Source organism: Janthinobacterium sp. 78 (genome assembly GCF_003096775.1).
In the GTDB taxonomy this organism is placed as follows: Bacteria; Pseudomonadota; Gammaproteobacteria; order Burkholderiales; family Burkholderiaceae_D; genus Janthinobacterium; species Janthinobacterium tructae.
Genome location: NZ_QENT01000001.1, coordinates 4761794 through 4787441, shown reverse-complemented (window position 1 = coordinate 4787441; position 25648 = coordinate 4761794). Strand labels below are relative to the sequence as shown.

The 25648-nt window shown below is 63.9% G+C and carries 22 protein-coding genes; 8 read left to right on the top strand and 14 right to left on the bottom strand.

The window, feature by feature from the left end; all coding sequences use genetic code 11:
* Position 1: 1 nt before the first annotated feature.
* From C8C92_RS21150 to C8C92_RS21115, 8 genes are all read right to left on the bottom strand, one after another.
* Positions 2 to 1030, bottom strand: coding sequence for an acyl-CoA dehydrogenase family protein (locus C8C92_RS21150; RefSeq protein WP_116745154.1), 1029 nt, complete (start codon positions 1028 to 1030; stop codon positions 2 to 4).
* 144 nt (positions 1031 to 1174) lie between these two features.
* Positions 1175 to 1789, bottom strand: a complete 615-nt coding sequence (locus C8C92_RS21145) for a hypothetical protein (RefSeq protein ID WP_116745153.1) — start codon at positions 1787 to 1789, stop codon at positions 1175 to 1177.
* 157 nt (positions 1790 to 1946) lie between these two features.
* The gene (locus C8C92_RS21140; RefSeq protein WP_116745152.1) at positions 1947 to 4025 is read right to left on the bottom strand and encodes a methyl-accepting chemotaxis protein; all 2079 of its coding nucleotides are present in this window, start codon (positions 4023 to 4025) and stop codon (positions 1947 to 1949) included.
* A gap of 56 nt (positions 4026 to 4081) precedes the next feature.
* Positions 4082 to 4873 carry a TorF family putative porin gene (locus C8C92_RS21135; RefSeq protein WP_243420313.1) on the bottom strand — a complete coding sequence of 264 codons (792 nt, stop codon included), beginning with the start codon at positions 4871 to 4873 and terminating at the stop codon, positions 4082 to 4084.
* Between the two features lie 241 nt (positions 4874 to 5114).
* Positions 5115 to 5528 (bottom strand): hypothetical protein, encoded by a 414-nt coding sequence (locus C8C92_RS21130; protein ID WP_116745151.1) that lies wholly within the window; start codon positions 5526 to 5528, stop codon positions 5115 to 5117.
* Between the two features lie 63 nt (positions 5529 to 5591).
* Positions 5592 to 6611, bottom strand: coding sequence for a WYL domain-containing protein (locus tag C8C92_RS21125; protein WP_099762925.1), 1020 nt, complete (start codon positions 6609 to 6611; stop codon positions 5592 to 5594).
* A gap of 82 nt (positions 6612 to 6693) precedes the next feature.
* Positions 6694 to 7716, bottom strand: a complete 1023-nt coding sequence (locus C8C92_RS21120) for a GGDEF domain-containing protein (RefSeq protein WP_165829514.1) — start codon at positions 7714 to 7716, stop codon at positions 6694 to 6696.
* 108 nt (positions 7717 to 7824) lie between these two features.
* Positions 7825 to 8523 (bottom strand): FCD domain-containing protein, encoded by a 699-nt coding sequence (locus C8C92_RS21115; protein ID WP_243420312.1) that lies wholly within the window; start codon positions 8521 to 8523, stop codon positions 7825 to 7827.
* Positions 8524 to 8677: 154 nt separating this feature from the next.
* On the opposite strand from C8C92_RS21115, the gene C8C92_RS21110 reads away from it, so the two are divergent.
* The 4 genes from C8C92_RS21110 (at position 8678) to C8C92_RS21095 (ending at position 13436) form a co-directional block, all read left to right on the top strand.
* Positions 8678 to 9481 carry a (Fe-S)-binding protein gene (locus C8C92_RS21110; RefSeq protein ID WP_116745148.1) on the top strand — a complete coding sequence of 268 codons (804 nt, stop codon included), beginning with the start codon at positions 8678 to 8680 and terminating at the stop codon, positions 9479 to 9481.
* Positions 9478 to 10194: an LUD domain-containing protein gene (locus C8C92_RS21105; RefSeq protein WP_116745147.1), complete on the top strand. Its 717-nt coding sequence runs from the start codon at positions 9478 to 9480 to the stop codon at positions 10192 to 10194. The genes C8C92_RS21110 and C8C92_RS21105 overlap by 4 nt, the downstream gene beginning before the upstream one ends.
* Positions 10191 to 11636 (top strand): LutB/LldF family L-lactate oxidation iron-sulfur protein, encoded by a 1446-nt coding sequence (locus C8C92_RS21100; RefSeq protein ID WP_116745146.1) that lies wholly within the window; start codon positions 10191 to 10193, stop codon positions 11634 to 11636. The genes C8C92_RS21105 and C8C92_RS21100 overlap by 4 nt, the downstream gene beginning before the upstream one ends.
* Before the next feature lie 93 nt (positions 11637 to 11729).
* Positions 11730 to 13436: a lactate permease LctP family transporter gene (locus tag C8C92_RS21095; protein WP_116745145.1), complete on the top strand. Its 1707-nt coding sequence runs from the start codon at positions 11730 to 11732 to the stop codon at positions 13434 to 13436.
* A gap of 58 nt (positions 13437 to 13494) precedes the next feature.
* Here the strand turns inward: C8C92_RS21095 and C8C92_RS21090 are convergent, their stop codons facing one another.
* Positions 13495 to 14022, bottom strand: coding sequence for an NADPH-dependent FMN reductase (locus C8C92_RS21090; protein ID WP_116746065.1), 528 nt, complete (start codon positions 14020 to 14022; stop codon positions 13495 to 13497).
* Between the two features lie 111 nt (positions 14023 to 14133).
* Positions 14134 to 14280 carry a DUF3563 family protein gene (locus tag C8C92_RS27855; protein ID WP_240943704.1) on the bottom strand — a complete coding sequence of 49 codons (147 nt, stop codon included), beginning with the start codon at positions 14278 to 14280 and terminating at the stop codon, positions 14134 to 14136.
* 391 nt (positions 14281 to 14671) lie between these two features.
* Between C8C92_RS27855 and fucP the strand changes: the two genes are divergently transcribed.
* Complete coding sequence (fucP, locus tag C8C92_RS21080; protein ID WP_099762932.1) at positions 14672 to 15973, top strand: L-fucose:H+ symporter permease; 1302 nt, start codon at positions 14672 to 14674, stop codon at positions 15971 to 15973.
* A gap of 59 nt (positions 15974 to 16032) precedes the next feature.
* Here the strand turns inward: fucP and C8C92_RS21075 are convergent, their stop codons facing one another.
* Positions 16033 to 16926 carry a LysR substrate-binding domain-containing protein gene (locus C8C92_RS21075; RefSeq protein ID WP_116745144.1) on the bottom strand — a complete coding sequence of 298 codons (894 nt, stop codon included), beginning with the start codon at positions 16924 to 16926 and terminating at the stop codon, positions 16033 to 16035.
* Between the two features lie 159 nt (positions 16927 to 17085).
* On the opposite strand from C8C92_RS21075, the gene C8C92_RS21070 reads away from it, so the two are divergent.
* Positions 17086 to 18579, top strand: a complete 1494-nt coding sequence (locus C8C92_RS21070; RefSeq protein ID WP_116745143.1) for an acetyl-CoA hydrolase/transferase family protein — start codon at positions 17086 to 17088, stop codon at positions 18577 to 18579.
* 97 nt (positions 18580 to 18676) lie between these two features.
* Here the strand turns inward: C8C92_RS21070 and C8C92_RS21065 are convergent, their stop codons facing one another.
* Entirely contained in the window at positions 18677 to 19339 is a 663-nt protein-coding gene (locus C8C92_RS21065; protein ID WP_116745142.1) for a TetR/AcrR family transcriptional regulator, read from the bottom strand.
* Positions 19340 to 19640: 301 nt separating this feature from the next.
* Here C8C92_RS21065 and C8C92_RS21060 point away from each other — a divergent pair, with 301 nt between their 5' ends.
* Both C8C92_RS21060 and C8C92_RS21055 read left to right on the top strand, forming a co-directional pair.
* The gene (locus C8C92_RS21060; RefSeq protein ID WP_099762936.1) at positions 19641 to 20762 is read left to right on the top strand and encodes a M14-type cytosolic carboxypeptidase; all 1122 of its coding nucleotides are present in this window, start codon (positions 19641 to 19643) and stop codon (positions 20760 to 20762) included.
* Positions 20763 to 20774: 12 nt separating this feature from the next.
* A complete protein-coding gene (locus C8C92_RS21055; protein WP_116746064.1) occupies positions 20775 to 21239 on the top strand; it encodes a CYTH domain-containing protein in 465 nt (154 codons plus the stop codon).
* Positions 21240 to 21412: 173 nt separating this feature from the next.
* Here C8C92_RS21055 and C8C92_RS21050 read toward each other — a convergent pair whose 3' ends face one another.
* The gene (locus C8C92_RS21050) at positions 21413 to 22666 is read right to left on the bottom strand and encodes a DUF2863 family protein (protein ID WP_099762937.1); all 1254 of its coding nucleotides are present in this window, start codon (positions 22664 to 22666) and stop codon (positions 21413 to 21415) included.
* Positions 22667 to 22880: 214 nt separating this feature from the next.
* The gene (acnA, locus tag C8C92_RS21045; protein WP_099762938.1) at positions 22881 to 25601 is read right to left on the bottom strand and encodes an aconitate hydratase AcnA; all 2721 of its coding nucleotides are present in this window, start codon (positions 25599 to 25601) and stop codon (positions 22881 to 22883) included.
* Positions 25602 to 25648 lie beyond the last annotated feature (47 nt).

The window sequence follows — 25648 nt, the reverse complement described above, 5'->3', positions numbered from 1 at the left end:
GTCAGAGCGCCCACGGATGGTCTTCGGCGCCGGCGACGATACCGCCCAGCACGGCCTGGTCGCGTTCCGCATGGCTCTGGCGCAGGAAGACGGGCAGGTCGGCCGCCAGGCGCGCGAAGCGGGCATCGCGGCACAGGGGGCCGGCGCCCAGCGCACGCGTGGCCAGGTGCAGGACTTGGGTGGCGGCGTCTTCCACCGTCAGGCGCAGGCGCAGCGCCAGGGCCATCGCATCGCTTTGCGGATGCCGGTCGATCTCGGCGGCGCCTTCGCGCAGCAGGGCGCCGGCGGCGCGCAGCGCGCAGTCGATCTGCCCCAGTTGCGCCAGGCGCACGGGATCGGGCGCGGCGTGCTGCGCGCGTGCATGCAGGTGGCTGGCGACGGCGCAGGCCGCGCCATACCAGGCGGCCGCGATGCCGGCGCCGCCATGCCAGAAGCCGGGACGCTCCAGGTAGGCCCCCGGAGCGCCCACGGGAAAGGCCCGCGCGCCGGAAAAAGTCACGTCGACGCTGGCGCAGGCGAGCATGCCGACCGCTTGCCAGCCTTCATCCGTGACGTGCACGCCCGGTTGCGACAGCGCCACGCTGGCCAGGCAAGCCTGGCCGTCTTCATTCCAGCAGCTGATCAAGGCATGGCTGAGTCCCTTCGCCCCGGAGCACCAGGCCTTGCGGCCATTGAGCACATGGCGGCCATCGGCCGCTTGCTGCAACTGCACGCGCGCGCCCGGCATTTCCGCGCACCATACGCCCCAGCTGCTGCCGGCCGGGACGCCGGGGCCGTCGATTTCCGCCAGGATCGCCAGCGCATCGGTATGGCCTTCGTACAGCTTGAGCAGGGAAAGGTCGATGGCGGCGATGGCAGCCAGCATTTGCCAGCGCTGCAGGGTGGCGCCGTGACCGGGCAGGGGTAGTTGGTCGAGTCCCGCGTCGCGCAAACGCCGCAAGCCGTCGATCGGGTGGAAAGCGCTATCCTGTGGTTGCAGCAGGGCGGCCAGCGCAGTGTTGGACGGCAGGGGAAAGGCGTTGGGCGACATGGCAAGCTCCTGTTTTTCAACAGCATAGCTTTCTGTTTTCGCAATGTATGTTCGATTTTGCACATACACTCGCTAACGGCCTCAAGTTTATGGCGCCGCCGCGGCAAGCTGCAGGGCCGGGCGGCCCCGCAGCAGATTCAGCGCTTATTTTTTCATGTAGTGCATGTCCAGCACGTACACGCCCTTGTCCAGCATCACCGTGTACAGGTCGTTGCCGCGCAAGGACAGGCCGCCGGGGATGCTTTGTGCAGCCTGCATGCCGTCGTCCTGCATGCAGGACTCGCCCTTGTCCACGGCGACGCACCAGTTGTTCTTGCCATCCCTCAGTACATATTGCACGGTGGTACCGGTCCGCTGGAAGGTATAGGCCGGGGCCGACGAGGTGATCTTATCGACGCGCAAGCTCGTTGCGGCGGCGTTTTCCGTCAGCTTGATCAGCATGTCGGCGGAGCCATCCGGCTTGCCGGTGATTTTCGCAGTCATGCTGTCTGTCGCGACCACGGTGCCGGAGCAATCGGCCTTGAAGTAGGTTTCGCCGGTAGGCGTCAGTTCCAGCGAACCGCTGCCATCGCTCTTGAACGCGATGACCAGCGTTTGACGGTCATGATGGTCGCAGGTCGACTGCCAAGTGCCGATATATGCGGCCAGTGGCGAGGCGCTGGCGGAATCGCCGGCAAGCTGCTGCGTCGTACCTCCGCCACCGCAACCGGCCAGGAGTGCAGCGGTCGAACCGGTCAATACTGCCAATAGTTTTTTCATGCATCTTCCTTTTCATCCGGCAGCGGCGCGTGCCGTAAGCGCTGCCCGATTATAGGAGGACGGATGGGGTTCAATTCTCACCGAATCTATTGGTGACTTGATTTAAATCAAGAGCAACTCGCTGCCTGCAGGCCGGCAGGCCTGCAGGCAAGCACGCTTAAAACTCTTCCCAGTCATCGCCAGCCGGTGCCTTGGCGGCCGCGCGCGGCGTTGCCTGCGGCTTGGCGACGCTCAGGCGCTTGGCGGGCGCCGGTGTTGTTGGCGTCACGCTGCGCGGCGTGGCCACGCTTGCTGCCGGCGCCGTCTGGCGCACCTGCTCGCCCAGCTTGAACACGCTGACTACCTGGGCCAGATGGCTGGCCTGGTCTTGCAGGCTTTCGGCAGCGGCTGCCGCTTCCTCGACCAGGGCTGCGTTCTGTTGCGTCACGCCATCCATCTGCGCCAGCGCTTGGTTGACCTGGGCGATGCCGTCGCTTTGCTCGGTGGTGGCGACGCTGATGTCGGCCATGATGGCGGTGACCTTGCGCACGCTGTCGACCACCTGCTCCATGGTGGCGCCCGCTTCATCGACGAGTTTGCTGCCGGCGGCCACCTTGCCAACGGAATCGTCGATCAGCAGTTTGATTTCCTTGGCCGCCGCCGCCGAGCGTTGCGCCAGGTTGCGCACTTCCGTGGCAACGACGGCGAAGCCGCGTCCCTGTTCACCCGCGCGCGCCGCTTCCACGGCTGCGTTCAGCGCCAGGATATTCGTCTGGAAGGCGATGCCATCGATGACGCTGATGATGTCGACGATCTTGTTCGACGAGTCATTGATCGAGGTCATGGTTGCGATGACTTTGCCGACCACTTCGCCGCTCTTTTGAGCCACGCTCGATGCGGAAGCGGCCAGTTGATTCGCCTGGCGTGCATGGTCGGCGTTTTCCTTCACCGTGCCCGTCAGCTCTTCCACCGAGGCGGCCGTCTCTTCCAGCGAACTGGCTTGCTGTTCCGTGCGCGCCGACAGGTCGTTATTGCCTTGCGCAATTTCCGCGCTGGCACGGGCCACGTTGTCGGCGCTCGCTTGCACTTGCAGCAGCACGGCGTGGATCTTTTCGACGAAGGCGTTGAAGCCCTTGCCGATGACGGCCAGCTCGTCGGTGCCCTTGACTTCCAGCTTCACGCGCAGGTCGGCGTCGCCGCTGGACAGGTCCGTCATGGTGCGCCCCAGGGTGCGCAGCGGTCGCGTCAGCTGGTTGACGACGAGGATCAAAATGCCGGCCGTGGCGGCCGCGCACAGCAGGGCGACGATCAGGGTGTAGATCATCAGGTCGCGTGCCGAAGCGATGGCCACGCTTTTCGGGAAATTCAGTTCCACGCTCCAGGGCGCAATATCGGGGTGGATCTGCAGCGGTTGCAGCAAATGGATGTAGCCCTGGCCATCCTCGTATTCATACGGCTGGCCCTGGCGTACCTTTTCCAGGCCGGCAGCCGGCACGTCGTCGGCCTTCTTGCCCAGCCGCTCAGGTACTGGGTGGCTGGCGTACAGGCCACCGTTCGAAATCAGCGCCAGCTTGCCGCCCTCAATCACTTTCAGGCCGGCCAGGATTTTCGCCAGGCGCGTGAGCATGAAGTCGGCGCTGGCCGTGCCCTTGAAGCCGCCATCGATCATGATGGGCGCCACCAGGGAAGCCATCAGCACATCCTTGCCGTCGACCGGGTAGATATACGGTTCCGTAAAGTACGTCTTGCCGGTGCGCTTGGGCACGTCATACCAGTCATTGGCGCCCGGCTTCGGATCGAAGACGATGGGTTCGACTTGCAGCTTGCCGCCCGCGCCCCGCGTCCAGTAGGGCATGAAGCGGCCGCTGGCGTCGTAGTTCGGTTTCTGGTTGGCAAATTCCGCATCCTTGCCGTCGAGCGCGTTGGGTTCCCACGTCACGGCAGCTCCCAGCAAGTCTTCCGAACTGCTCAGGGTGGCCTTGGTCAGTTCATTGATCTGCTCGCGCTGCAGGGGCAGGCTGGCGCTTTTGGTGCCGCGCATGGCGCCAGCCAGGCTGGAAACGCTGGCCAGGTTGCTGGCGATGCGCGCCTGCAAGGCGCCCGACACTTCGCGTGCCGACGTGCGCGCCAGTTCCAGTGCGGCCGCCTCGGCGCTGGCGCTGCTCTTGTAGCCGATCACCGCCGCCGTGACGCCCAGGCTGAGGATGGCGAGCGCGGTGGCGGCGACGCAGATTTTGCTGTTGAGAGAAAGTTGCATGAGGCTGTTCCTTGGTAGGGAGGAAATCGGTGTCTCGGGCGTTGCGGGTAGCGCGCCTAGAACGTCTTGCTGATGGCCAGCACGAAGGTCGTCGCGGCGGGGTTCGAAGTGTCGAACTGGCCCGCCGCATTCGGGATGCCCAGCGTGTAATGATCGTAGGCGTCGGTGGCGCCCCAGGCGCGCGTCACGGCGCCACTCAGGCTCCAGCCGCCATCGAAGGCCCTGGTGACGCCGACCTTGGCGTCGCGCCAGTTCCAGATGGCATTACCCGTGCCCGCCACCCGGCCATTGCCGGCGTGCAGATTCAAGGTCCAGGCATTGCCCAGGTCGACATTCGCGCCCACGTCCAGATAGCCCGTGCCGCGCGCATGCGTGATGCCAAAGAAGTCCGGCGTGACGGTATGGTTGTACTTGGCGTACAGCATCTTGTAGCTCAGGCCCAGCGACAGTTCGCCATAGTCGTACTTGACGCCTGTGGCGCGGTAGATGGCGCCCGGATACTTGTAGTAATACGCCAGGACGCTGTAGCCCAGTTCGCCCAGCGTGCCGCTGTAGCCACCGTACAGGTCCCATTCGACGCTTGCATCCTCGATATAGCGGTCGCTGACGGTGGATGCCCAGGTTCCCAGCGACCAGCCGCTCGGGTGCGCGTAGTCGGCACCCGCTTGCAGGGCCGGCTTACCCCAGGTCTGGCGAAAGCCGCGCGAAATGTATTGCGAGGTGAGGCTGGCATTGGCGCTGAAGGTGGCGGCGGTGCTGTCCGTGGTCTGCGCCTGCACGGGCAGGGCGGCGAGCAGGAAGACACAGCCCAGCAAGGATGTTGCAGGAAAATGGCGGTTCGATGGCATGGCAGTCGGCTCCGTATTTGCTGGCAGCGGCCGTCCAGGCGCGTTGCCCTGATGGTTGCGATAAATAAATGCGGGTTGGACTTTGCGCAAGCAAGGCGACGCCGTTTGCATGCTTGCAGCAACATGCACACATTCTCACCAAACGTAACTGAAAGGATAGGGGGTAGGGCTAGTGGAAGTCAACAAAGTTGCGCTGCGGAAATCGTAAGTTGTTGTTTCCTGGCACTTTTTCATGCGCCTGTCATATTGCGGGTGCGCCGCGGCTGGCGGCCTGTTGCAAGCTGGCCAGCAAGCCGGGCAGGGCCGCATGCAGGGCAGGCAGGTCGCCATCCAGTAGCTCGGTCTGCGCTTCCACCAAGCCCGATGGCTGGCCCCAGACGACCTGTGCGCTCAGCCGGGCGCCGGCGTCGAGTCCCGTGACGCTGACCAGCAGGGCGACTTCTTCCGGGGCCTCCTCGGGCACGTCTGCGAGCAGGCAGGAAATGCCGAAATGATAATCCTCGAAAGCGCTGGCCGTACCGCTGGAAAAGGCGAATACGGAGGCGAGCACCTGCGGCGCGGCGGCCGCGAGTGGCGGCAGGGCGGCGCGGAACAGGGGCAGCAAGTCGTTTTCCAGCTGGAGTACCAGCGGATGCGTGTGGGCGAGGACGGTCATGCGAGGGAGAAGTAAGTGGCGGCGCGCGATGGTAGCAGTTTTTGCCGCCGCCGTGGGCCATCGTCAGGCGGCGTAGCGGCTGGCCATGCTGGCGATGGTGCTTTTCATCTGTTCGCGCAGGGCGGCAGGCGCCAGCACTTCCACTCCATCGCCCAGGCCCAGCAACCACCATTGCAGTTCGCGCGTGCTGGGCACGGTGGCGGTCAGGTGCAGCGAGCCATCGGCGCGCTCCTGCAATTGCTGGTCCGCGCTCAGTGGCGTCTCGTACAAGTGCTCGCCGCTGCGACGGGCAAACACGGCTTCCAGCAGCAGCGGTTCGCCCTCGCGGATGCCCATGGCGCCCGAAGCAATATAGGCATCGATGTCGAAGTCTGGCTGCACGCGCGCGGACAGATAAAGCATTTCCGCCTGCTGCACGCGGTGCAGGACCAGCGTGCGCACGTCGTGGTAGTCGGCGAACAGGCATACCAGGTAGAGCAACTGGCCGCGCTGCACGATGGCCAGCGGATGGACGGCGTCATAGCTGACGAGCTTGTCGTTGTCGCGCTTCTTGTAGCTCAGCTTGAGCTGGCGGTTCTGCATCAGCGCTTCATACACGGTGCGCTGGCAAGCTTCGTCGATGTCGGGCGCCAGCAGCCGCTGCATGGGGGCGATGACGCGTATCTTGCCCAGCCAGGCGGACGCGCTGGCACGCTCGCTGGCCGCGTTCAGGGTCTGGCGGGCCGCGCTGAAATACGGCTGCATGCTGTCCAGGGTAGACGGCGGCAGCGCATGGCGCAGGTGCTGTTCCATCAGGGCCAGGGTCAGCGCGGCAGGCGTCGACAGGCCCGGCATGTCCATGCGCGCCGCATTTTCCATCCAGCACCAGCCAAACGGCTTGCTGTCGGCTGGATTGGTCAGCGGGAAAATCGTGGCCAGGTCCAGCAAGTCGCGCTGGATCGTGCGCACGCCGATGGCAAAGTCGATGGCCTTGAGCTTGTCGTGCAATTCGGCGACGGTGATGGTGCGGGGCGCCGGCGGTATCAGGCGCAGCATTTGCCATTGACGCATGATGGTGGAAGGGCGGGGCGCGTGTTCGGGCATAGTGATTCCGTTCTGTTTCAGTGGCAGGATGTGTACTGATGAGTACATAAGTTAACGAATGGTAACATTGATTCGATGGCAATTACAGGGTGTCGAGCATGGTCGCCCTGACGCAATTGCGTCCCGCGTGCTTGGCCTGGTACAGCAGGCGGTCGGCCGCCGCGACGAGGGCGGCGCCGCCGGGCGCCTCGCTGCCGGGTGCGCACGCGAGGGAGGCGACGCCGAAGCTGGCCGTTGTCCCGATGTGCTGTACCAGGCCGTTGCGCAGACGTTCGGCCAGGCGCACGCCGCCAGCCAGGTCCGTTTCGGGCAGGATCAGCAGGAACTCCTCGCCGCCGTGGCGCACCACGCTGTCGATGCCACGGCGCGTGGCGTTGCCGAGCAGGGCGGCAAAGGTGCGCAGCACGGCATCGCCTGCGGCATGGCCGTGGGCGTCGTTGATGCGCTTGAAATGGTCGAGATCGCACAGGATGGCCGTCAGGCACAGGCCATGGCGTTGTGAACGTGCAAGTTCGGCGCCCAGCAAGTGTTCATCGAGGTAGCGGCGGTTGTAGCAGCCGGTCAGGTGGTCCCGCACGGCCTGTTCGGCGAGGATGGCGTGTTGCAGCAAGTGCTCGCGGTGCTGGCGCTGCTGGCCATGGCCGGCACAGAGGCCGGTCAGGTTGAGCAGCAGCAACGTGGCGGCGCTGCCGGCCTGGAGTTCGTCCTGCAGGCCGAGCCAGGCCAGGCTCGCCACGATGGCCAGGCTGGCGCCGCCCAGCAGGTGCCGCGTGATGCCGGCATAGGGCGCGGCGAGCAGGATGCAAAAGGCGGCCGCATGCCAGCCGGCATCGGTTTCGCGCAAGGCATAGCAGAGCAGGAATACGGCCAGGTCCAGCGCCAGCAGCGCGCTGCCGGAGGCGGTGCTGCGGCCAGGCTGTGATGCTGGTGCGCGCCAGGCCCGCAGCAGCATGGCCAGGATAGCCAGGCAGCAGGCCAGAGCCAGCGGCCAGCCGGCCGGTGGCAACAGCGCGACGGCAAAGACGGCGCTGGCGCCGGCATGCAGGGCCAGCAAGGAATGCGGCGCAGGCCCGCGGATAGCGTCAGTGGCATGGTGCAAATGCATGGAAACCTGTCGGATAGCGTATCGGGCCCCCATTCTTGCCCGCCCCTGCGACAAGCCACGACGCATTGCCCCGCCATGCTGCATATCAAATTGGTCCTACCAGTAGCCCTATTCGTCGCTGGTGACGCGCGTGCGCACGAAATCGATGTGGCTTTGCATGGCCGTGCGCGCTTCCTCGGGCTGGCTGGCGCAGATGGCCTCGCACAGGGTGCGGTGCTGCGACAGCAGTTGCAGCGACGTAGCGTCGTCCTGCTGGCGCAAGCCCGTGCCATTGAGGGTGATATGTTCGCGCAGCATGCCGATGATGCTGGTGTGCAGGTGCAGGAACATGGTGTTGTGCGACGCCTGCGCGATGACTTCGTGCAGCCGTGCATCGGCCTGCGCTTCGCCGTGCTTGTCGTCGCTGGCGCGCGCCTGTTCCAGCTCGGCCAGCAGCGCCATGATCTGCGTGCGCTCGTCCGTGCTGGCCCGTTGCGCCGCAAAATAGGCCGTCGCTCCTTCCAGGACGCGGCGAAATTCCAGGATGTCGTCGCGCAGGGCGGGGTGGTCGGCCACCAGTTGGCTCCACGGCGACGCCATGCCGGTGCGTAATTGATCCGTCACAAAGACACCGGCGCCGCGCCGGCTGCGCACCAGCCCGCGCGCCGCCAGCCGCTGCACCGCTTCGCGCACGGTACTGCGCGAGACCCCATATTGCAGCGCCAGCAGGCGCTCGGCCGGCAATTGCGCGCCCGCCGGCAAGCTGCCGTCCAGCAGGGCCGTCTCCAGCCTGCGCATCACCGTTTCGACCCTGCCCCGCGTTTGCATGCCTGTCGCCATCGCTGTTGTCTCGTTTGTTGTTTTCAAGTGGTCCGAGCAATTTGAAGTGACTCGAAGAAGCTGGAATTATGCGTGAAGCAGTCATTCTTAACAACACACAGCGGCGCCGCAGCAACACACAGAGCGCCGGGGAGACACACTCATGCAGCCACACACGCAGCCAGACCCGCGCCAGCCACGCCGCTATCCACCCGCACCGCTCCAGGTGTACCTGTTCGCCACCTGCCTGGTCGACCTGTTCGTACCGCAGGCCGGGCTCGACGCGGTGCGCCTGCTGGAGCGGGAAGGCTTGCTGGTGCATTACCCGCGCGGCCAGAGCTGCTGCGGCCAGCCTGCCTACAGCAGCGGCAACCCGGAGCAGGCGCGTGCCGTGGCGCGTGCCCAGCTCGACCTGTTTGCGCAACCGTGGCCCGTGATCGTGCCGTCCGGCTCCTGTGCCGGCATGATGCGCCACCACTGGCCGCAGCTGTTCCAGGACGACCCCGTGGCCGGTCCCAAGGCGCTGGAACTGGCCGAACGCGTGTATGAACTGAGCGAATTTCTCGTCTGCGTACTGCAACTCGACCTGGCCGGCATGGCCGCCGCCGCGCAGGCTGATGAAAGCGTGGTGCTGCATACCTCGTGCGGCGCGCGCCGCGAAATGGGCACCCGCCTGCACGGCGTGGCGCTGGTCGACGCCTTGCCCGGCGTGACGCGCATCGAGCACCAGCGCGAATCGGAATGCTGCGGTTTTGGCGGCACGTTTTCATTGAAACACCCGGACATTTCCGGTGCCATGGTCAGCGACAAGATCGCCTCGGCCTGTGCCACGGGCTGCGACCGGCTCGTCTCGGCCGACTGCGGCTGCCTGCTCAATATCGGCCACGCCGCGCAGTACCAGGGCGCGCCGCTGCCCGTCGAACACCTGGCCAGCTTTTTGTGGCGCCGCACGGGAGGTGCGGCATGAGTACGGCATTGACTGCCCGCGAACGCATGCTGGGACGCCTGCGTGCCGCCGCGCCTTCCGCGCCCGCAGCGGTGGAGGCCATCGATACGGCCATCGACAGCCATTACCAGGCGCGCCGTGCCGCCGCGCCGCAGTCGCCGCGCCAGCAGCTCGACGCCATGCAGGCGGCCCTGCGCGCTTCGCACGCGCAAGTCGATTGCGTGAGTAGCGATGCCTGGCCGGCCCTGCTGGCGCAGCGCCTCGGTGCGCACGGCGTGCGCCGCCTGCTGATCGATCGCGCCAGCGCCGAAGGGCAGGCCTTGCGCGCCGCCTTGCCCGCTGGCGTGGAAACGCTGTCTTTTGAGCGGCCGCTGGCGCAGTGGAAGGGCGAATTGTTCGACAGCGTCGATGCGGGTTTCACCGTCGCGCGTTCCGGCATCGCCGCCACGGGCACCCTGGTCATCGCGCCAGACGCGGCCACGCCGCGCACGGTGTCGCTGGCGCCACCGCTGCACGTTTGCCTTGTCTATACCAGCACGCTGTACGCGGACTTGCATGCGGCGGCGCGCGCCGAGCGCTGGGCCGACGGCATGCCAGCGAACCTGGTGCTGGTGTCGGGTCCCTCGAAAACCTCCGATATCCAGCAAACGCTGGCCTATGGCGCGCACGGCCCGCGCTGGCTGTGGGTGCTGATCATCGATGATCTGTCAGCCCATGAAGGAGGCCAGCCATGAACGCCAAGCCCTTGCAATTCGTCAAACCGGCAGACTTCCACGCGCGTGCCCGCGCCGCGCTGGACGACCCGAAGCTGCGCCAGAGCTTTCGCGGCGCCATGGATTTTTTGCAGGACAAGCGCAGCGCCCAGTTCCCCGACGGCGACGAGCTGGAACGCCTGCGCGACATCGGCGAAGCCGTGCGCCAGCACGCGCTGGCGCGCCTGCCCGACCTGCTGGTGCAGCTGGAAGACAAGCTGACGGCGGCCGGCGTGCAGGTGCACTGGGCCGAAGATGGCGAGCAGGCCAACGCCATCATTCACGCCATCGCGCAGCGCAACCAGGCGACGCGCTTCATCAAGGGCAAGTCGATGGCCAGCGAGGAGATCGAGCTCAATCACTACATGGAAGCGCGCGGCATGACCTGCCTGGAGTCGGACATGGGCGAGTACATCGTGCAGCTGGCCGGCGAGAAGCCGTCGCACATCGTCATGCCGGCGATACACAAGACCAAGGCGGACATCGCCGGCCTGTTCGCCGAGCATATTCCCGACGCGCCCTACACGGAAGATGTCGACAGCCTGATCCAGACGGGGCGGCGCGCGCTGCGCCAGGCCTTCGTCGAGGCCGACATCGGCCTGACGGGCGTGAACTTCGCGGCGGCCGACACGGGCACCCTGTGGCTGGTGGAAAACGAGGGCAATGGCCGCCTGACCACGTCCGTGCCGGAGGTGCACATCGCTATCATGGGCATGGAAAAAGTGGTGGCCAAGCTCGAACACATCGTGCCGCTGGCCAGCTTGTTGACGCGCTCGGCGACGGGGCAAGCCATCACCACCTATTTCAACCTGATTTCCGGCCCGCGCCGCGACGGTGAGAAGGACGGCCCGCGCGAAGTGCACCTGGTCTTGCTCGATAACGGCCGCAGCCAGGCCTACGCGGACGAGCAGCTGCGCGCCACCTTGCAATGCATCCGCTGCGGCGCCTGCATGAACCACTGCCCCGTCTACACGCGCATCGGTGGCCACGCCTACGGCACCACGTATCCGGGGCCGATCGGCAAGATCATTTCGCCCCATTTGCTGGGGCTGGACGCGACGGCCGACCTGGCCACCGCGTCGAGCCTGTGCGGCGCCTGCGGCGAGGTGTGCCCCGTGCGCATCCCGATTCCGCAGCTGCTGGTGCGCCTGCGCACGGAGGCCAACCGCAATCCGCATGAGGCAGTGACGCATCCGTTGCGCGGCCAGGGCGCCAAGTTCAGCCGTGGCGAAAGCCTGATCTGGCGTTTCTGGAGCGGCGCCTTTGCGCGCCCTGCCAGCTACCGCCTGTTCCGCTGGGCCGCCACGCGGCTGCGGCTGCTGACGCCGCGCGCGCAGCTGGGCTGGACGCAGCACCGCAAGCCGTTGACGCCGGCGCCGCGCAGCCTGGCCGACCTGCTCAATGCGCGCGGGCAGGAAGAATAGCGACGCTCCGCCATACCGCAAAAAACACGCTACACAAAATTACATCAAAAGCCGTTTTTTCACTTAACCCGCATCCACCGGAGGAGACCCGACATGCAAACCTGGACCCAACTTTACACCCCGCTCGGCAGCTTGTGGCTGTCGTCACTGGCGGCAGCCGTGCCCATCATCTTCTTCTTCATCGCCCTGGCGGCGCTGCGCATCAAGGGCCACGTGGCGGCCGCTGTCACCCTGGCGCTGGCGCTGGCCGTGGCGATTTTCGCCTACGGCATGCCCGTGCCGCAGGCGCTGGCGGCGGCCGGCTATGGCTTCGCCTACGGCTTGTGGCCGATCGCCTGGATCATCGTCACGGCCGTCTTCCTGTATAAAATTGTCGTCAAGACGGGGCAGATCGACATCATTCGCGCCTCCGTGCTGTCGGTTACGGACGACCAGCGTCTGCAGGTGCTGCTGATCGGCTTTGCCTTCGGCGCCTTCCTGGAAGGGGCGGCCGGTTTCGGTGCGCCCGTGGCCATCACCTCGGCGCTGCTGGTGGGCCTGGGCTTCAACCCGCTGTACGCGGCGGGTCTGTGCCTGATCGCCAACACGGCGCCCGTGGCCTTTGGCGCCATGGGCATCCCCATCATCGTGGCGGGCCAGGTGACGGGCATCGACCCGTTCCTGATCGGCGCCATGGCGGGCCGCCAGTTGCCGCTGCTGTCGCTGCTGGTGCCGTTCTGGCTGGTGTTCATGATGGATGGCTTCCGCGGCGTGCGCGAAGTGTGGCCGGCCGCGCTGGTGACGGGGTTGAGCTTTGCCGTGACCCAGTACTACACGTCCAATTACATCGGCCCGGAGCTGCCCGATATCACCTCGGCCCTCGTCAGCCTGGTGTCGCTGACCTTGTTCCTGAAAGTGTGGCAACCGAAGAATGCGAAAGTGGCCCAAGCCGTCGGCGGCGGCACGGCCGCGCTGTCCGGTTTTGGCGGCGGCGCAGGTAATGCGGATGTGCGCGGCAGCGGCAGCCGCGCCGCCTCGCCCTATACGATGGCGCAGACCATGCGCGCCTGGGCGCCGTTCGGCCTGTTGACGGCCATCGTCACCGTGTGGAGCCTGCCTGGCTTCAAGGCCCTGTTTGCCGCCGGCGGGGCGCTATCGAGCCTGGTCATCAAGATCCACGTGCCATACCTGGACCAGCTGGTGATCAAGAGCATGCCCATCGTGACCGTGCCGAAGGCGTATGATGCCGTGTTCAAGCTGGACCTGCTGTCGGCCGTGGGCACGGCGATCTTGCTGACGGCCGTGCTGTCGATGCTGATGCTGCGCATGAAGCCGCGCGATGGCATCAAGGCCTTCGTGGAAACCGTGGTGGAATTGCGCCGTCCCGTGCTGTCGATCGGCCTGGTGCTGGCGTTTGCCTTCGTTGCCAATTACTCGGGCATGTCGTCCACCCTGGCCCTGCTGCTGGCCGGCAGTGGCGTCGCCTTCCCGTTCTTCTCGCCATTCCTCGGCTGGCTGGGCGTTTTCCTGACGGGTTCCGACACCTCATCGAATGCCTTGTTCTGCTCTTTGCAAAATACCACGGCGCACCAGATCGGCGTGTCCGACACCTTGCTGGTGGCGGCCAATACGACGGGCGGCGTGACGGCGAAGATGATCTCGCCCCAATCGATCGCCGTCGCCTGCGCTGCAACGGGCCTGGTGGGCAAGGAATCGGACCTGTTCCGCTTTACCTTGAAGCACAGCCTGTTGTTTGCCGTGATCATCGGCATCATCACCATGCTGCAGGCCTACGTTTTCACCGGCATGATCCCGCACTGAGCGTTCCGTAGAAGTACGTAGTAAAACTAGATGAACTGATAGCGAAACGTGCAGAAGGTCATGAAAATGACCTGATGCACTGCAGCATATCAAGGATGGCCCGGCGCAATGCCGGGTCCGCAGCGATGCCGTCGGCATCGAGACCCGATCCCAGTAAAGGCAGGCTGATGCAGGCCTCGTCGATCAGGCGCGCCGACATGGTGCGCACCGTTTCGCGCAGGGCCGCCTGCGCGTGCGTGGCGCGCGGCGAGGCGTTCAGCAGCACCAGCGGCTTGTCGATGAATGATTCATTTCCCACCATCCAGTCCAGCGCATTCTTCATGGGGCCGCTCACGCCATGCGCGTATTCGGGGCTGGCCAGCAGCAGCACGTCGGCCGCCAGGATGGCGTCGCGCAGGCCCGTCACGGCCGGCAGGCCGTCGGCATCGAGGTCGGGATTGAACAGGGGTAGTTCACCCAGTCCCGGATAGATGTGGATGGCATAGGCCGCTGGGGCAAGCCGGGCGATGGCGTGCAGCAGGGCGGTGTTCAGGGAAGCGGCGCGCAGGCTGCCGGCGATGGCGAGGATGGTAATGGGCGTTTTCATTGCGCCTGTATAGCCCATCCTGTGCTCAAGCGCAAGGCGAGCAGGATGGCGCTATGGATATTGCAACAGCCTGTGATGGGCTGCAATGCGTGGCCGGATACGGCGCTACTCTTAACGGCTCAGGCCGCTCATCCAGCTTGGCTGCGGGTTGGCGCGGGCCAGTTCGCGCATGCGGTATTCCAGGTCGTAACGGTCGGTCGATTCGGCCAGGTAGGCTTCTTCGTAAGCACGTTCGCGGCGGTCGCTGCTGTGGTTCAGCCAGGCACCGACGCGCTTGGCGGCGTGCACCAGGGTGGCGATGATGTTGCTGTTTTGCGTGGTGTGGTAAGTAAATGCGGTAGACATGGCAGACTCCTTTGAGTGGCGTGCCGCGTTGTGCTGCACTGCAATATAAGTATAGCGGTTTCAAGTTATAAGGCTACTTTTGATTTCGAATGTCAGCTATTCAATTATCCAATAACTGATGGGAAACCTGCGCAATCCGGGGCCTTTCGGGCATAATGCGGCCGCAGCAAGGTAGTTTTACTACGCGCTCGACCTTGCGAAGATGTTGCTTTCAAACACGAGCGCTGCCGCTGTCTGGCGGTGCCCACGCAAGCGATGGGCCAGGGCAGGGCACGACAATCTTGGATAGAACAATGGAGAAAGTATGGAACACGTAAAGCAGGGCATGAGCGCATCGCGCGCACAGGCCGGCACGCAAAACAATACAGGCGCCCTGATCATTGTCACGGTGCTGTTTTTCATGTGGGGATTGCTGACCTCGCTCAATGATGTGCTGATTCCCCATCTGCGCTCGATCTACACCCTGACCTATGTCCAGGCGATGCTGGTGCAGTTCTGCTTCTTTGGCGCCTACGCCATCGTCTCGCTGCCAGCCGGCATGCTGATCAAGAAAATCGGCTACCAGCGCGGCGTCGTCGCCGGCTTGCTGATCGCGGCCGCCGGCTGCGCCATGTTCTACCCGGCATCCACCGGCAGCTATGCGCTGTTCCTCTTGTCCTTCTTCATCCTGGCGGCCGGCATCACCGTGCTGCAGGTGGCGGCCAACCCGTACGTGACGGAACTGGGCGACCCGCAGACGGCGTCGAGCCGTTTGACCCTGACGCAGGCGTTCAACGCGCTGGGCACCACCGTGGCGCCAGCCTTGGGCGGCGTGCTGATTTTGTCCGGCACCGTGCTGACGGTGCAGCAGTTCGACTTGCTGCCTGCCGCCGAGCAGCTGGCTTACCGCGCCAAGGAAGCCGCTTCCGTGCAAGGCCCGTACCTGGTGCTGGCCGCCACCCTGGTGATCCTGGCGGTGCTGTTCGCGCTGGCAAAATTGCCGAAGATTTCGCATGCCGACGATGCGGCCGCCCTGGCGCAGGATGGCCACAAGGTCTCGATCTGGTCGCACCGCCACCTGGTGCTGGGCGCGCTGGCCATCTTCCTGTATGTGGGCGGTGAAGTCAGCATCGGCAGCTTCCTGATCAACTTCCTCGGCGAGAGCCATATCGCAGGCCTGAGCCACGCCGACGCCGCCTATTTCGTCAGCTATTACTGGGGTGGCGCCATGCTGGGCCGCTTCGTCGGCTTTGCCGTGATGCGCTACGTCAGCCCGGGCAAGACGCTGGCCTTCAACGCCGCCATCGTCATCGCGCTGATCCTCGTCGCCGTATTCTCCAGTGGTCACACGGCCATGTGGGCATTGATCGCCGTCGGCCTGTTCAACTCCATCATGTTCCCGACAATCTTCAGCATGGCCCTGAACAAGCTGGGTGCGCAAACGGGACAAGGTTCGGGCATCCTGTGCATGGCCATCGTCGGCGGCGCCATCGTGCCGTTCATCCAGGGCTTCCTGGCCGACCACATCAACCTGCAGCTGTCGTTCCTCGTGCCGGCCCTGTGCTACACGTTTATTCTGTACTTCGGCTGGAAATACGCCAGTATGTACAACGACGACGCCAAGTAAGCAAGGTGGCGTGATCAAGCAAAAGGGTGGCCTCGGCCACCCTTTTTTGCGTCACTTCCTCAGTGCGCGAACTGCGTGCCCAGCACGTCCTGGCACACCTCGAGCCAGGCGCGCGCCGCGTGCGACAGATAGCGCCCGCTCCAGACATGCGCCACCTGCCACGCCACTTCCGGTTCGACGATGCGCACGGCCTCCAGCGGTTCGCCGGCCAGGCGGTGGATGAACGGCTCGGGCAGCAGGGCCACGCCCAGGCCGGCCGAGGCCATCGCCACCAGCCAGTCCCACTGGCCGCTCTGCGCCGCGATGGTCGGCGTGAAGCCCGCCTGCGCGAAATGCTGGCGCAGGCTGCGCGTGAGGGCGAAATCATCCTTCAATAACACCAGCGGCAGCTCGGCCAGCGCCTTGAAGGGCAAGGTCGTGCGGTTTTTCTGGAACGTGCCCGGTTCGGCCAGGGCCCAGATCGGGTAGCTGGCCACTTCCACGGCCACGAGATCGAGTTCCGGGTCGGCCGGCAGCACCGTCATGCCAATTTCCAGCTCGCCGGCCGCCACTTTGCGCTCGATCTGCTGGCCCGTGTCTTCCTGCAGGGTCAGGCTGATGTGCGGGTGGCGCGCGCGGAAGGCCTTCAATACGGGCGTGAACAGCACATTGATCATGGGCGGGATGCCGACCGTCAGGCTGCCGCGCTGCAAGGCCTGGGTGTCGCGCACTTCCAGGGTCAGCTGGCGCATGTTCGCCAGCATTTCCTGGCCGTGCTGGTAGACGATGCGGCCCGTGTCGGTGAGCGTCAGCTTGCGCCCGTCGCGCACCAGCAGCTGGGCGCCCACTTCCTCTTCCAGCTGGCGCACCATCTTGCTGATGGTCGACTGGGTCAGGTGCAGCGATTCTGCCGCCTGCGTAAAGCTCGACAGGCGCACGGTTTCGACAAAATAGCGCAGGGAACGGATATCCAAGAGGGGACTCGCCTTGGCGAAGCATGAAAATATCGACTGGATGTGGCGAAATTAATTCATGCCATGCATGTAAGCGGGATTTTATACTGAATCCACTTATGGGGTTGGTGTATGACAGCCATCCAGTTTGAGAATATTAAGAATATCAGGAGCATCACGATGTACGAGGACCGTATCCGCCACCCAGGCTTGCTCAGCAAAATCATGAGCGCCGATGAGGCAGCCAAATTGTTCCACAACGGCATGCGTGTCGGCATGAGCGGCTTCACCCGTGCCGGCGACGCCAAGGCCCTGCCGCGCGCGCTGGCCGAGCGCGCCCTGCAAGACCCGTTGAGCCTGACCCTGATCACGGGCGCTTCGCTGGGCAATGGCAGCGACGGCCTGATGGCCGAGGCGGGCGTGCTGGCGCGCCGCATGCCGTTCCAGGTCGACCCTGTGCTGCGCGGCAAGATCAACAAGGGCGAAGTGATGTTCATCGACCAGCATCTGTCGGAAACGGCCGAGCAGTTGCGCTCGGGTAACCTGGCCGCCGTCGATATCGCCGTCATCGAAGCGACGGCCATCACGGCGGCCGGCGCCATCATCCCGACCATGTCGGTGGGCAACTCCGCCGCTTTCGCCCAGCAGGCAACGCAAGTCATCATCGAAATCAACCTGTCCACGCCGCTGGCGCTGGAAGGCTTGCACGACATCTATGTGCCCCAGGCCTTGCCGGGGCGCCAGCCGATACCCCTCACGCGCGTGGACCAGCGCCTGGGCAGCACGGCGATTGCCATCGATCCGGCCCGCATCGCCGCCATCGTCATCACGGACAGCCCGGACAGCCCGTCGAACGCCTTGCCACCGGATGCGGAAACGCAGGCGATTGCCGGCCACGTGATCGCCTTCCTCGAAGGCGAAGTGGCGGCCGGGCGCATGGGCCCGGAATTGCTGCCCTTGCAGGCAGGCATCGGCACCATCGCCAACGCTGTGCTGCACGGCCTGATCGGTTCGCCCTTCCAGAACATGACGATGTATTCGGAAGTGCTGCAGGACAGCGCCATCGAGCTGCTCGATTCGGGTCAGCTGGCATTTGCCTCGGCCTCGTCGATCACCCTGTCGGCCGCCGTGCATCAAAAGCTGATGGACAATATCGACCATTACCGCTCGAAGATCGTGCTGCGCCCGCAAGAGATCAGCAACCACCCGGAAATCGTGCGCCGCCTCGGCATCATCGCGCTGAACACGGCACTCGAGTTCGATATCTACGGCAACGTCAATTCCACCCACGTGTGCGGCACGCACATGATGAACGGCATCGGCGGCTCGGGCGACTTTGCGCGCAATGGGCAAGTGTCGATGTTCGTGTCGAAATCGGCGGCCAAGGGCGGACGCATTTCCAGCGTCGTGCCGATGGTCTCGCATGTGGACCATACGGAACATGATGTCGACGTGCTGGTGACGGAGTGGGGCTATGCGGACTTGCGTGGCCTGGCGCCGCGCGAGCGGGCGCCGCTGATCATCGAGCGCTGCACGCACCCCGACTACCGCGCTCAATTGCGCGCGTACTTTGACGCGGCATGCCAGCGTGGCGGCCATACGCCGCACCTCCTGGAGCAGGCGCTGTCGTGGCATACGCGCTACCAGGAAACGCAGAGCATGCTTGAAGCGTAATAAATCTGGTCAGCGCAGATAAGGGCAGGACAGGGCAGGGCGGTGCATCACCGCGCCTGCCCCTTTTCGCCTGGCGCACCTTGCACCAGATCAAAGGTCAGATTGCGGGCGCAAAGCGCAGGCGGATACCTTGCGTGACGACGGCCAGCAAGTCGTCGATATGCGCATGCATTTCCGGGTGCGGCGTCCATGGGTCGCCCGCATCCATGACGATGCGCAGCGACACGAGGCCATGCAGCGCTTGCCAGAAGATTTGCGTCATCGTATGCAGCGCCGGCTCGTCCTGGCGCACCTGGCCCGCCTGTGCCAGTTCGCCGAACAGGTGCAGCGCGTAGGCATACGGGTCTTGCTCGATATTGCCGTGTTCTACGTCGACGGCGTCGATTGCCGCATGCGGGCGCAATTCCATGAAGATCAGCGAGTATTCGTCGGGATGCTGGAAACCGTACTCGATGTAGGCGCGACCGACCAGGCTGATACGTTCCCATGGGTCCATGCTGTTGGCGCAGGCGGCACGCATGGCGCGCACCAGTTCCAGCAAGTCCTTGTCCATGGCCTGGGCGATCAGGGTGGCCTTGTCGCGGAACAGGGCGTACACGACGGTGGTGGAAAAGCCGGCCGCCTCGGCCACCTTGCGGATGGAGACGGCGCGCGCACCGCCCTTCTTGATGAGATCTTTGACGACGTCGATGATGTGCTCGCGCCGCGCCTGGGCCTCGCGCAGCTTTCTTTCTTGAATATTGGTCAACTTCTTGTCCACGACTCTTTCCTGGCGACTCAATGAAAGCAAGAATTATAGGATGGCGATGGGCTGCCAATGTGTCTGGCATTGTTACAATTCAGTTTTTTGTCCGGTCGATGCGACAGAGCACCGATTTTTCGCCCTTTTGCCCGGCGCTTTGCCATCGATGCCCCGGATTGGTGCATAAATCGCCCGCCCAGGCTTTGCGAACGGGGCCAAAGGGCGGAAAATAGCGGGATAGCTTACACTGCGTTTTTAGCGCGACGGCGCCAGCCCACGAGGCGACGCCGGAACTCTTACATTTGGACGGGATCATTACATGACCATTAAAATCAGCCAGAACTTCGACTCGGGCGCCATCGAGGTGGTAAGCGCCACCAGTGCCGGCGCCATCGACCTGAATTTGCGCAAGGATAGCCACGCCGACATCCATCAGTGGTTCCACTTCCGCCTGCAGGGCGCGCGGGACCAGGCATGCACGCTGCGCATCCTGAACGCGGGCCAGGCCACGTATCCGGCCGGCTATGAAGACTACCAGGCCGTGGCCAGCTACGACAGCGAAAACTGGTTCCGCGTACCGACCGCGTTCGACGGCCAGGTGATGACGATTTCGCATACGCCGGAACTCGACAGCGTGTACTACGCGTATTTCGAACCGTATTCGTGGGAACGCCATCTGCGCCTGCTGGGCGAAGTGGCCGAGCATCCGCTGGCGCGCGTGTCCGACCTGGGCAGCACGGTCGACGGCCGCGACATGAATATGGTCACCATCGGCAACCCGCAGGCGGAAAAGAAGATCTGGGTCATCGCGCGCCAGCATCCGGGCGAATCGATGGCCGAATGGTTTGTCGAAGGCCTGATCGACTCGCTGCTCGACGATGCCAACCCGATCGCGCGCAAGCTGTTGCAGCGCGCCGTATTCCACATCGTGCCAAACATGAACCCGGACGGTTCCATCCGCGGCAACCTGCGCACGAATGCGGCCGGCGCCAACCTGAACCGCGAATGGATGACGCCTTCGCTGGCGTCCAGCCCGGAAGTGCTGTGCGTGAAAAACAAGATCCACGAAACGGGCGTCGACATGTTCTTCGACATCCACGGCGATGAAGCGTTGCCGTACAACTTCGTGGCCGGCAACGAAATGCTGGAAAACTTCACGCCGGAGCAAGCGGCGCACCAGAAAGCCTTCATCGAGCGCTACAAGCAGGCCAGCCCCGACTTCCAGGACAAGTTCGGCTACGCGGCCAGCAAGTACAAGTCGGACATGCTGACCCTGGCGTCGAAATACATCGGCCACCACTTCGGCTGCCTGGCGCTGACGCTGGAAATGCCGTTCAAGGAAAACGCCGACTTGCCTGACCCAAGCGTAGGCTGGAACGGCGCGCGCAGCGCGGCCCTGGGCGCAGCCATGCTGCAGCCTATCCTGCTGTCGCTGGATTGAACGGCGTTGATCATGGGCGTCGAGATCGAGCGTAAATTCCTGTTGCAAGGCGACACCTGGCGCGGCCTGGGCCAGGCGGTGTTGCTGCGCCAGGGTTATCTGTCGTCCGCGCGCGAGCGCGTGGTGCGCGTGCGCATCGAAGGCGAACAGGCGATGCTGACCATCAAGGGCGCAAACGTGGGCGCGACGCGCGGCGAGTGGGAGTATCCGATTCCGCTGGCCGACGCCGTCGAACTGCTCGACGGCCTGTGCGAACAGCCGCTGATCGAAAAAGTCCGCCACCGCATCGAGCACGCGGGCATGGTGTGGGAAGTCGACGAGTTCCTCGGCGCGAATGCGGGTTTGATCGTGGCCGAGATCGAACTGGCCTCGGAAGACCAGCCTTTCGAGAAACCTGACTGGATCGGCGCGGAAGTATCGGGCGATGCGCGCTACTACAACGCGAACCTGATCCGCCACCCGTTTTCACAGTGGTGATGGTGTTGTAAATGACGTTGCAATGAAAAAGGCGGAACCTCGGTTCCGCCTTTTTTGCATGCGCTGGTGGTGTTGTTGGATTACGCGCTGCGCGCTAATCCGACCTACGGCTCGTACCGGCAGCGTAGGTCGGATTAGCCGGTACGGCGTAATCCGACAACATCGCTACAGCATCAGTGGAAATGCTCTGTACCCTGCGGCGTATCCTCGGGCATTTCCGCATGCGCCAGCTCACCGACCGGGTCGGCAAACAAAGGCGCGCCGCAATCGTCGCAGTATTCGCCGACAAAACGTTCCGCGTGGCGCTTGATCTGCGTCACGCCGGCGGCGTTCAGGTGCTCGATGATTTCATCGACGGGCGTCTTTTGCTTGTCCAGCGCGGCGATGCCGACCTGGATCAGGCCTTCAATCGGCGTGCCATCCTCGTCTTCCTGGCCGTACAGGGGCCAGACGATGCCGTAGATGACGTCCGGCGCCTGGCGCAGGGTGAAGGCGATGCGGTACTCGTCCACCTGGCTATCGGCCGCTTCTTCGCCGAAGCCGGCGATGACGGCACGCAGTTCCGACGGCTCGATGGCCAGGGTGTGCGTCAGGTAGTGCACGGCGGCGCGCACGGAGACGGGGCGTATCAGCTTGTCCGCTTCGCGGCAAGCCACGTAGTACGCTTCCGGCAGCAGCAGTTCCAGGCCGCAGCCGGGCAGCAGGCGGGCGATGGTCGGCGTCGCCTGCTCGCGCCATTGTTCCAGGGCGGCGCTGCGCTCGGCGATGAAGTCGAGCTGGCTGGCCGGCGTCTGCCAGCGGAACAATGGGGCGCCGCTTGGGGCCACCACGGCCACCAGCAGGTAGCGCGTGTCGGCCAGGAAGGGCGCCGTTTCCGCCTCTTTGCTCGACGGCTTGACGGCCGTGCCTTTCAGCGCGGCCAGTGCCAGCTTCTGCGTCTTGACATACGTCTCGACGTGGCTGCGCGGCAGCTGGTCGATCGAGTACAGGGTCGGCGCCATGGCCATCTTCGTGCCATCGGCCAGCAGGTGGGCGGCGAAATGCGCGGACAATACGCCGTGCGCATCGCCGGCCATCGGGCCGGAAGCGATGGAAAAGCGCGTCCACGCGAGGATGGGCACGGCCACCAGCAGGGCGTCGTAGCGCACGTCTTCATGCGTGACGACGGTCGATTCACTGACGGCTTCAACGCAGTCCATCAGCACGTCGTAGGCGTTCAAGTCTTCCTTGAACAGGCTGCCCAGGGTGTTGTCGATGGTGTCCTGGTGGCCGGTTTTGAGTAATTTCTGGAGCTGCGTATCCAGGCTGTGTTCCCAGGACCGCTCTTCGAGACGGCTGGCTGCCTGTACGATCGCCTGGGCAAAGGTGACCAGGCGCTGGCTGTCGGCAGTCAGTTTATGGGATGAATCTTTGGAAGGACGACGCATAGCGGGATAAGAGTCTCGGAAAGTGAAAAAAATGGATCAGTCAAACAATGATAAACCCTTATAACCGTATTGTAGAGGATTCGGCCGCACGCAATACGTAAGCTGTTCCTAGATCATGCCAATAGTCGAAAATTCAAGTAAGAACGGGGCAGCAGGACGAAAAAAAAGCGCCGGTCGGAACCGGCGCTTTGATCTTGCATCACAGCTGGGCTGATTACTCGGCCAGCAGTTGACGCAATACGAATGGCAGGATACCGCCATGTTTGTAGTAATCGACTTCGATCGGCGTATCGATGCGCAGCAGGACTTTGACTTCCTGGCTGGAGCCGTCGGCGCGGTGGATCACCAGGGTAGCCAGTTGCTGTGGCTTGATTTCGCCTTCGAGGCCTTTCAGGTCGAAGGTTTCATTGCCGGTGATGCCCAGGGTTTGCACGCTGTCGTCGCCGATGAATTGCAGCGGCAGCACGCCCATGCCCACCAGGTTCGAGCGGTGAATACGCTCGAACGAACGGGTGATCACGGCTTTCACGCCCAGCAGTTGCGTACCTTTTGCTGCCCAGTCGCGCGACGAGCCCGTACCGTACTCTTCGCCGCCGAAGACCATGGTTGGCGTGCCTTCAGCAACATATTTCATCGCTGCGTCGTAGATCGACATTTCTTCGCCGGAAGGCTGGTGGATCGTGATGCCGCCTTCGACCGCCGAACCGTCCGCCTTGGCAGGGATCATGCGGTTTTTGATACGCACGTTGGCGAACGTGCCGCGCATCATGATTTCATGGTTACCGCGACGCGAGCCGTAGGAGTTGAAGTCCGCTTTCAGGACGCCGTTTTCCTTCAGCCATTTGCCTGCAGGGCCGTTTTCCTGGATCGAGCCGGCTGGCGAGATGTGGTCGGTGGTGATGGAATCGCCGAACACGCCCAGTGCGCGCGCGCCTTCGATGCCGGTGGCCACTGCCGCTGGCGTCATCGAGAAGTTGTCGAAGAACGGTGGTTCCGCGATGTAGGTCGATTTCGGCCAGTTGTAGACTTGACCGGAAACGGTCGTGACTTTTTCCCACAGCTTGCCTGGCGCGCCCTTGACGTCTGCGTAGTTGTCCTTGAACACCTTGGCGTTCATGGCGAACTTCATCATGGCCGACACTTCAGCCGAGGTCGGCCAGATGTCGCCCAGGTAGACGTCCTTGCCGCCCTTGCCCTTGCCGACAGGTTCCGTCATCAGGTCGCGCGTCATGTTGCCAGCGATGGCGTAGGCGACGACCAGCGGTGGCGAAGCGAGGAAGTTCGAGCGGATGTTCGGGTGAATACGCGCTTCGAAGTTGCGGTTGCCCGACAGCACGGCCGAGGCGACGATGTCGTGCGTGGCAATCGCTGCGTTCAGCTCAGGCGTCAGGTCGCCGGCATTGCCGATACAGGTGGTGCAGCCGTAGGCGGTCACGCCGAAGCCCAGTTTTTCCAGATACGGCAGCAGGCCGGCAGCGGTCAGGTACTCGGTGACGACGCGCGAGCCAGGGGCCAGCGAGGTCTTGATGTGCGGCGCGACTTTCAGGCCGGCTTCGACGGCTTTCTTGGCCAGCAGGCCGGCAGCCAGCATCACGCTCGGGTTCGAGGTGTTGGTGCACGAAGTGATCGCGGCGATCAGCACGTCGCCGTTCGATACCTTGACGTTGTTGGTGGTTTCGTACACGGCGTTCAGGTCGGCCGGGTTCTTGTTGAAGCCGTTTTCCGAAGTCGGCTTGGCGAACAGTTCGGCGAAGTTCGCCTTGACGTTACCGATTTCGATACGGTCTTGCGGGCGTTTCGGGCCGGCCAGCGACGGTGCGACCGTGGCCAGGTTCAGTTCCACCACGCGGGTGTAGTCGATGTCGCCGGCTTTTGGAATGCCGTACAGGTTTTGCGCCTTGAAGTAGCTTTCGAACGCGGCGATTTCAGCCTTGCTGCGGCCGGTGCCCTTGAAGTAATCGATGGTCGCGTCGTCGACCGGGAAGAAGCCCATGGTCGCGCCGTATTCCGGTGCCATGTTGGCGATCGTCGCGCGGTCCGTCAGGGTCAGCGATTCGGTGCCTTCGCCGAAGAATTCGACGAACTTGCCGACGACTTTCTCTTTGCGCAGCAATTCGGTGATGGTCAGTACCAGATCGGTGGCGGTGCAGCCTTCGCGCAGCGCGCCGGTCAGGTTCACGCCGATGACGTCAGGCGTCAGGAAGTAGACCGGTTGGCCCAGCATGCCCGCTTCCGCCTCGATACCGCCCACGCCCCAGCCGACCACGCCGATGCCGTTGATCATGGTGGTGTGCGAGTCGGTGCCGACCAGGGTGTCAGGGTAGTACACGTCGCCGGCTTTCTTGCCTGCGTGGTGCACGCCGCGTGCCAGGTATTCCAGGTTGACCTGGTGGACGATGCCGAAGCCTGGTGGCACGACGCCGAAGGTGTCGAAGGCCTGCATGCCCCATTTCATGAACTGGTAACGCTCGTTGTTACGCGAGAATTCCAGTTTCATGTTCAGGTCCAGCGCTTTCTTTTCGCGGTAGTGATCGATGGTCACCGAGTGGTCGACCACCAGGTCGACCGGTACCAGCGGTTCGATTTTCTTGGCGTCGATACCCATCTTGGCGGCCACGTTGCGCATCGCTGCCAGGTCGGCCAGCAATGGCACGCCGGTGAAGTCTTGCAGCACGACGCGCGCCACTACGAACGGGATCTCGTCGGTGCGCTCGGCGGTCGGGCCCCAGCTCGCCAATTGCTTGACGTGTTCTTCGGTGACTTTTTTGCCGTCGCAGTTGCGCAATACCGATTCGAGCACGATGCGAATCGACACTGGCAGGCGGGAGACATTGATGCCCAGGCTTTTTTCCAGTGCCGGCAGGGAATACAGCTTGCCCTTTTTGCTATCCGAAATATTAAAGTCCTTGAGCGTGTTCAGAGTGTTGCGGGACATGACCTCTCCTTGTTGGGTATCGTCTATTTATTGATGATTCAAATTAC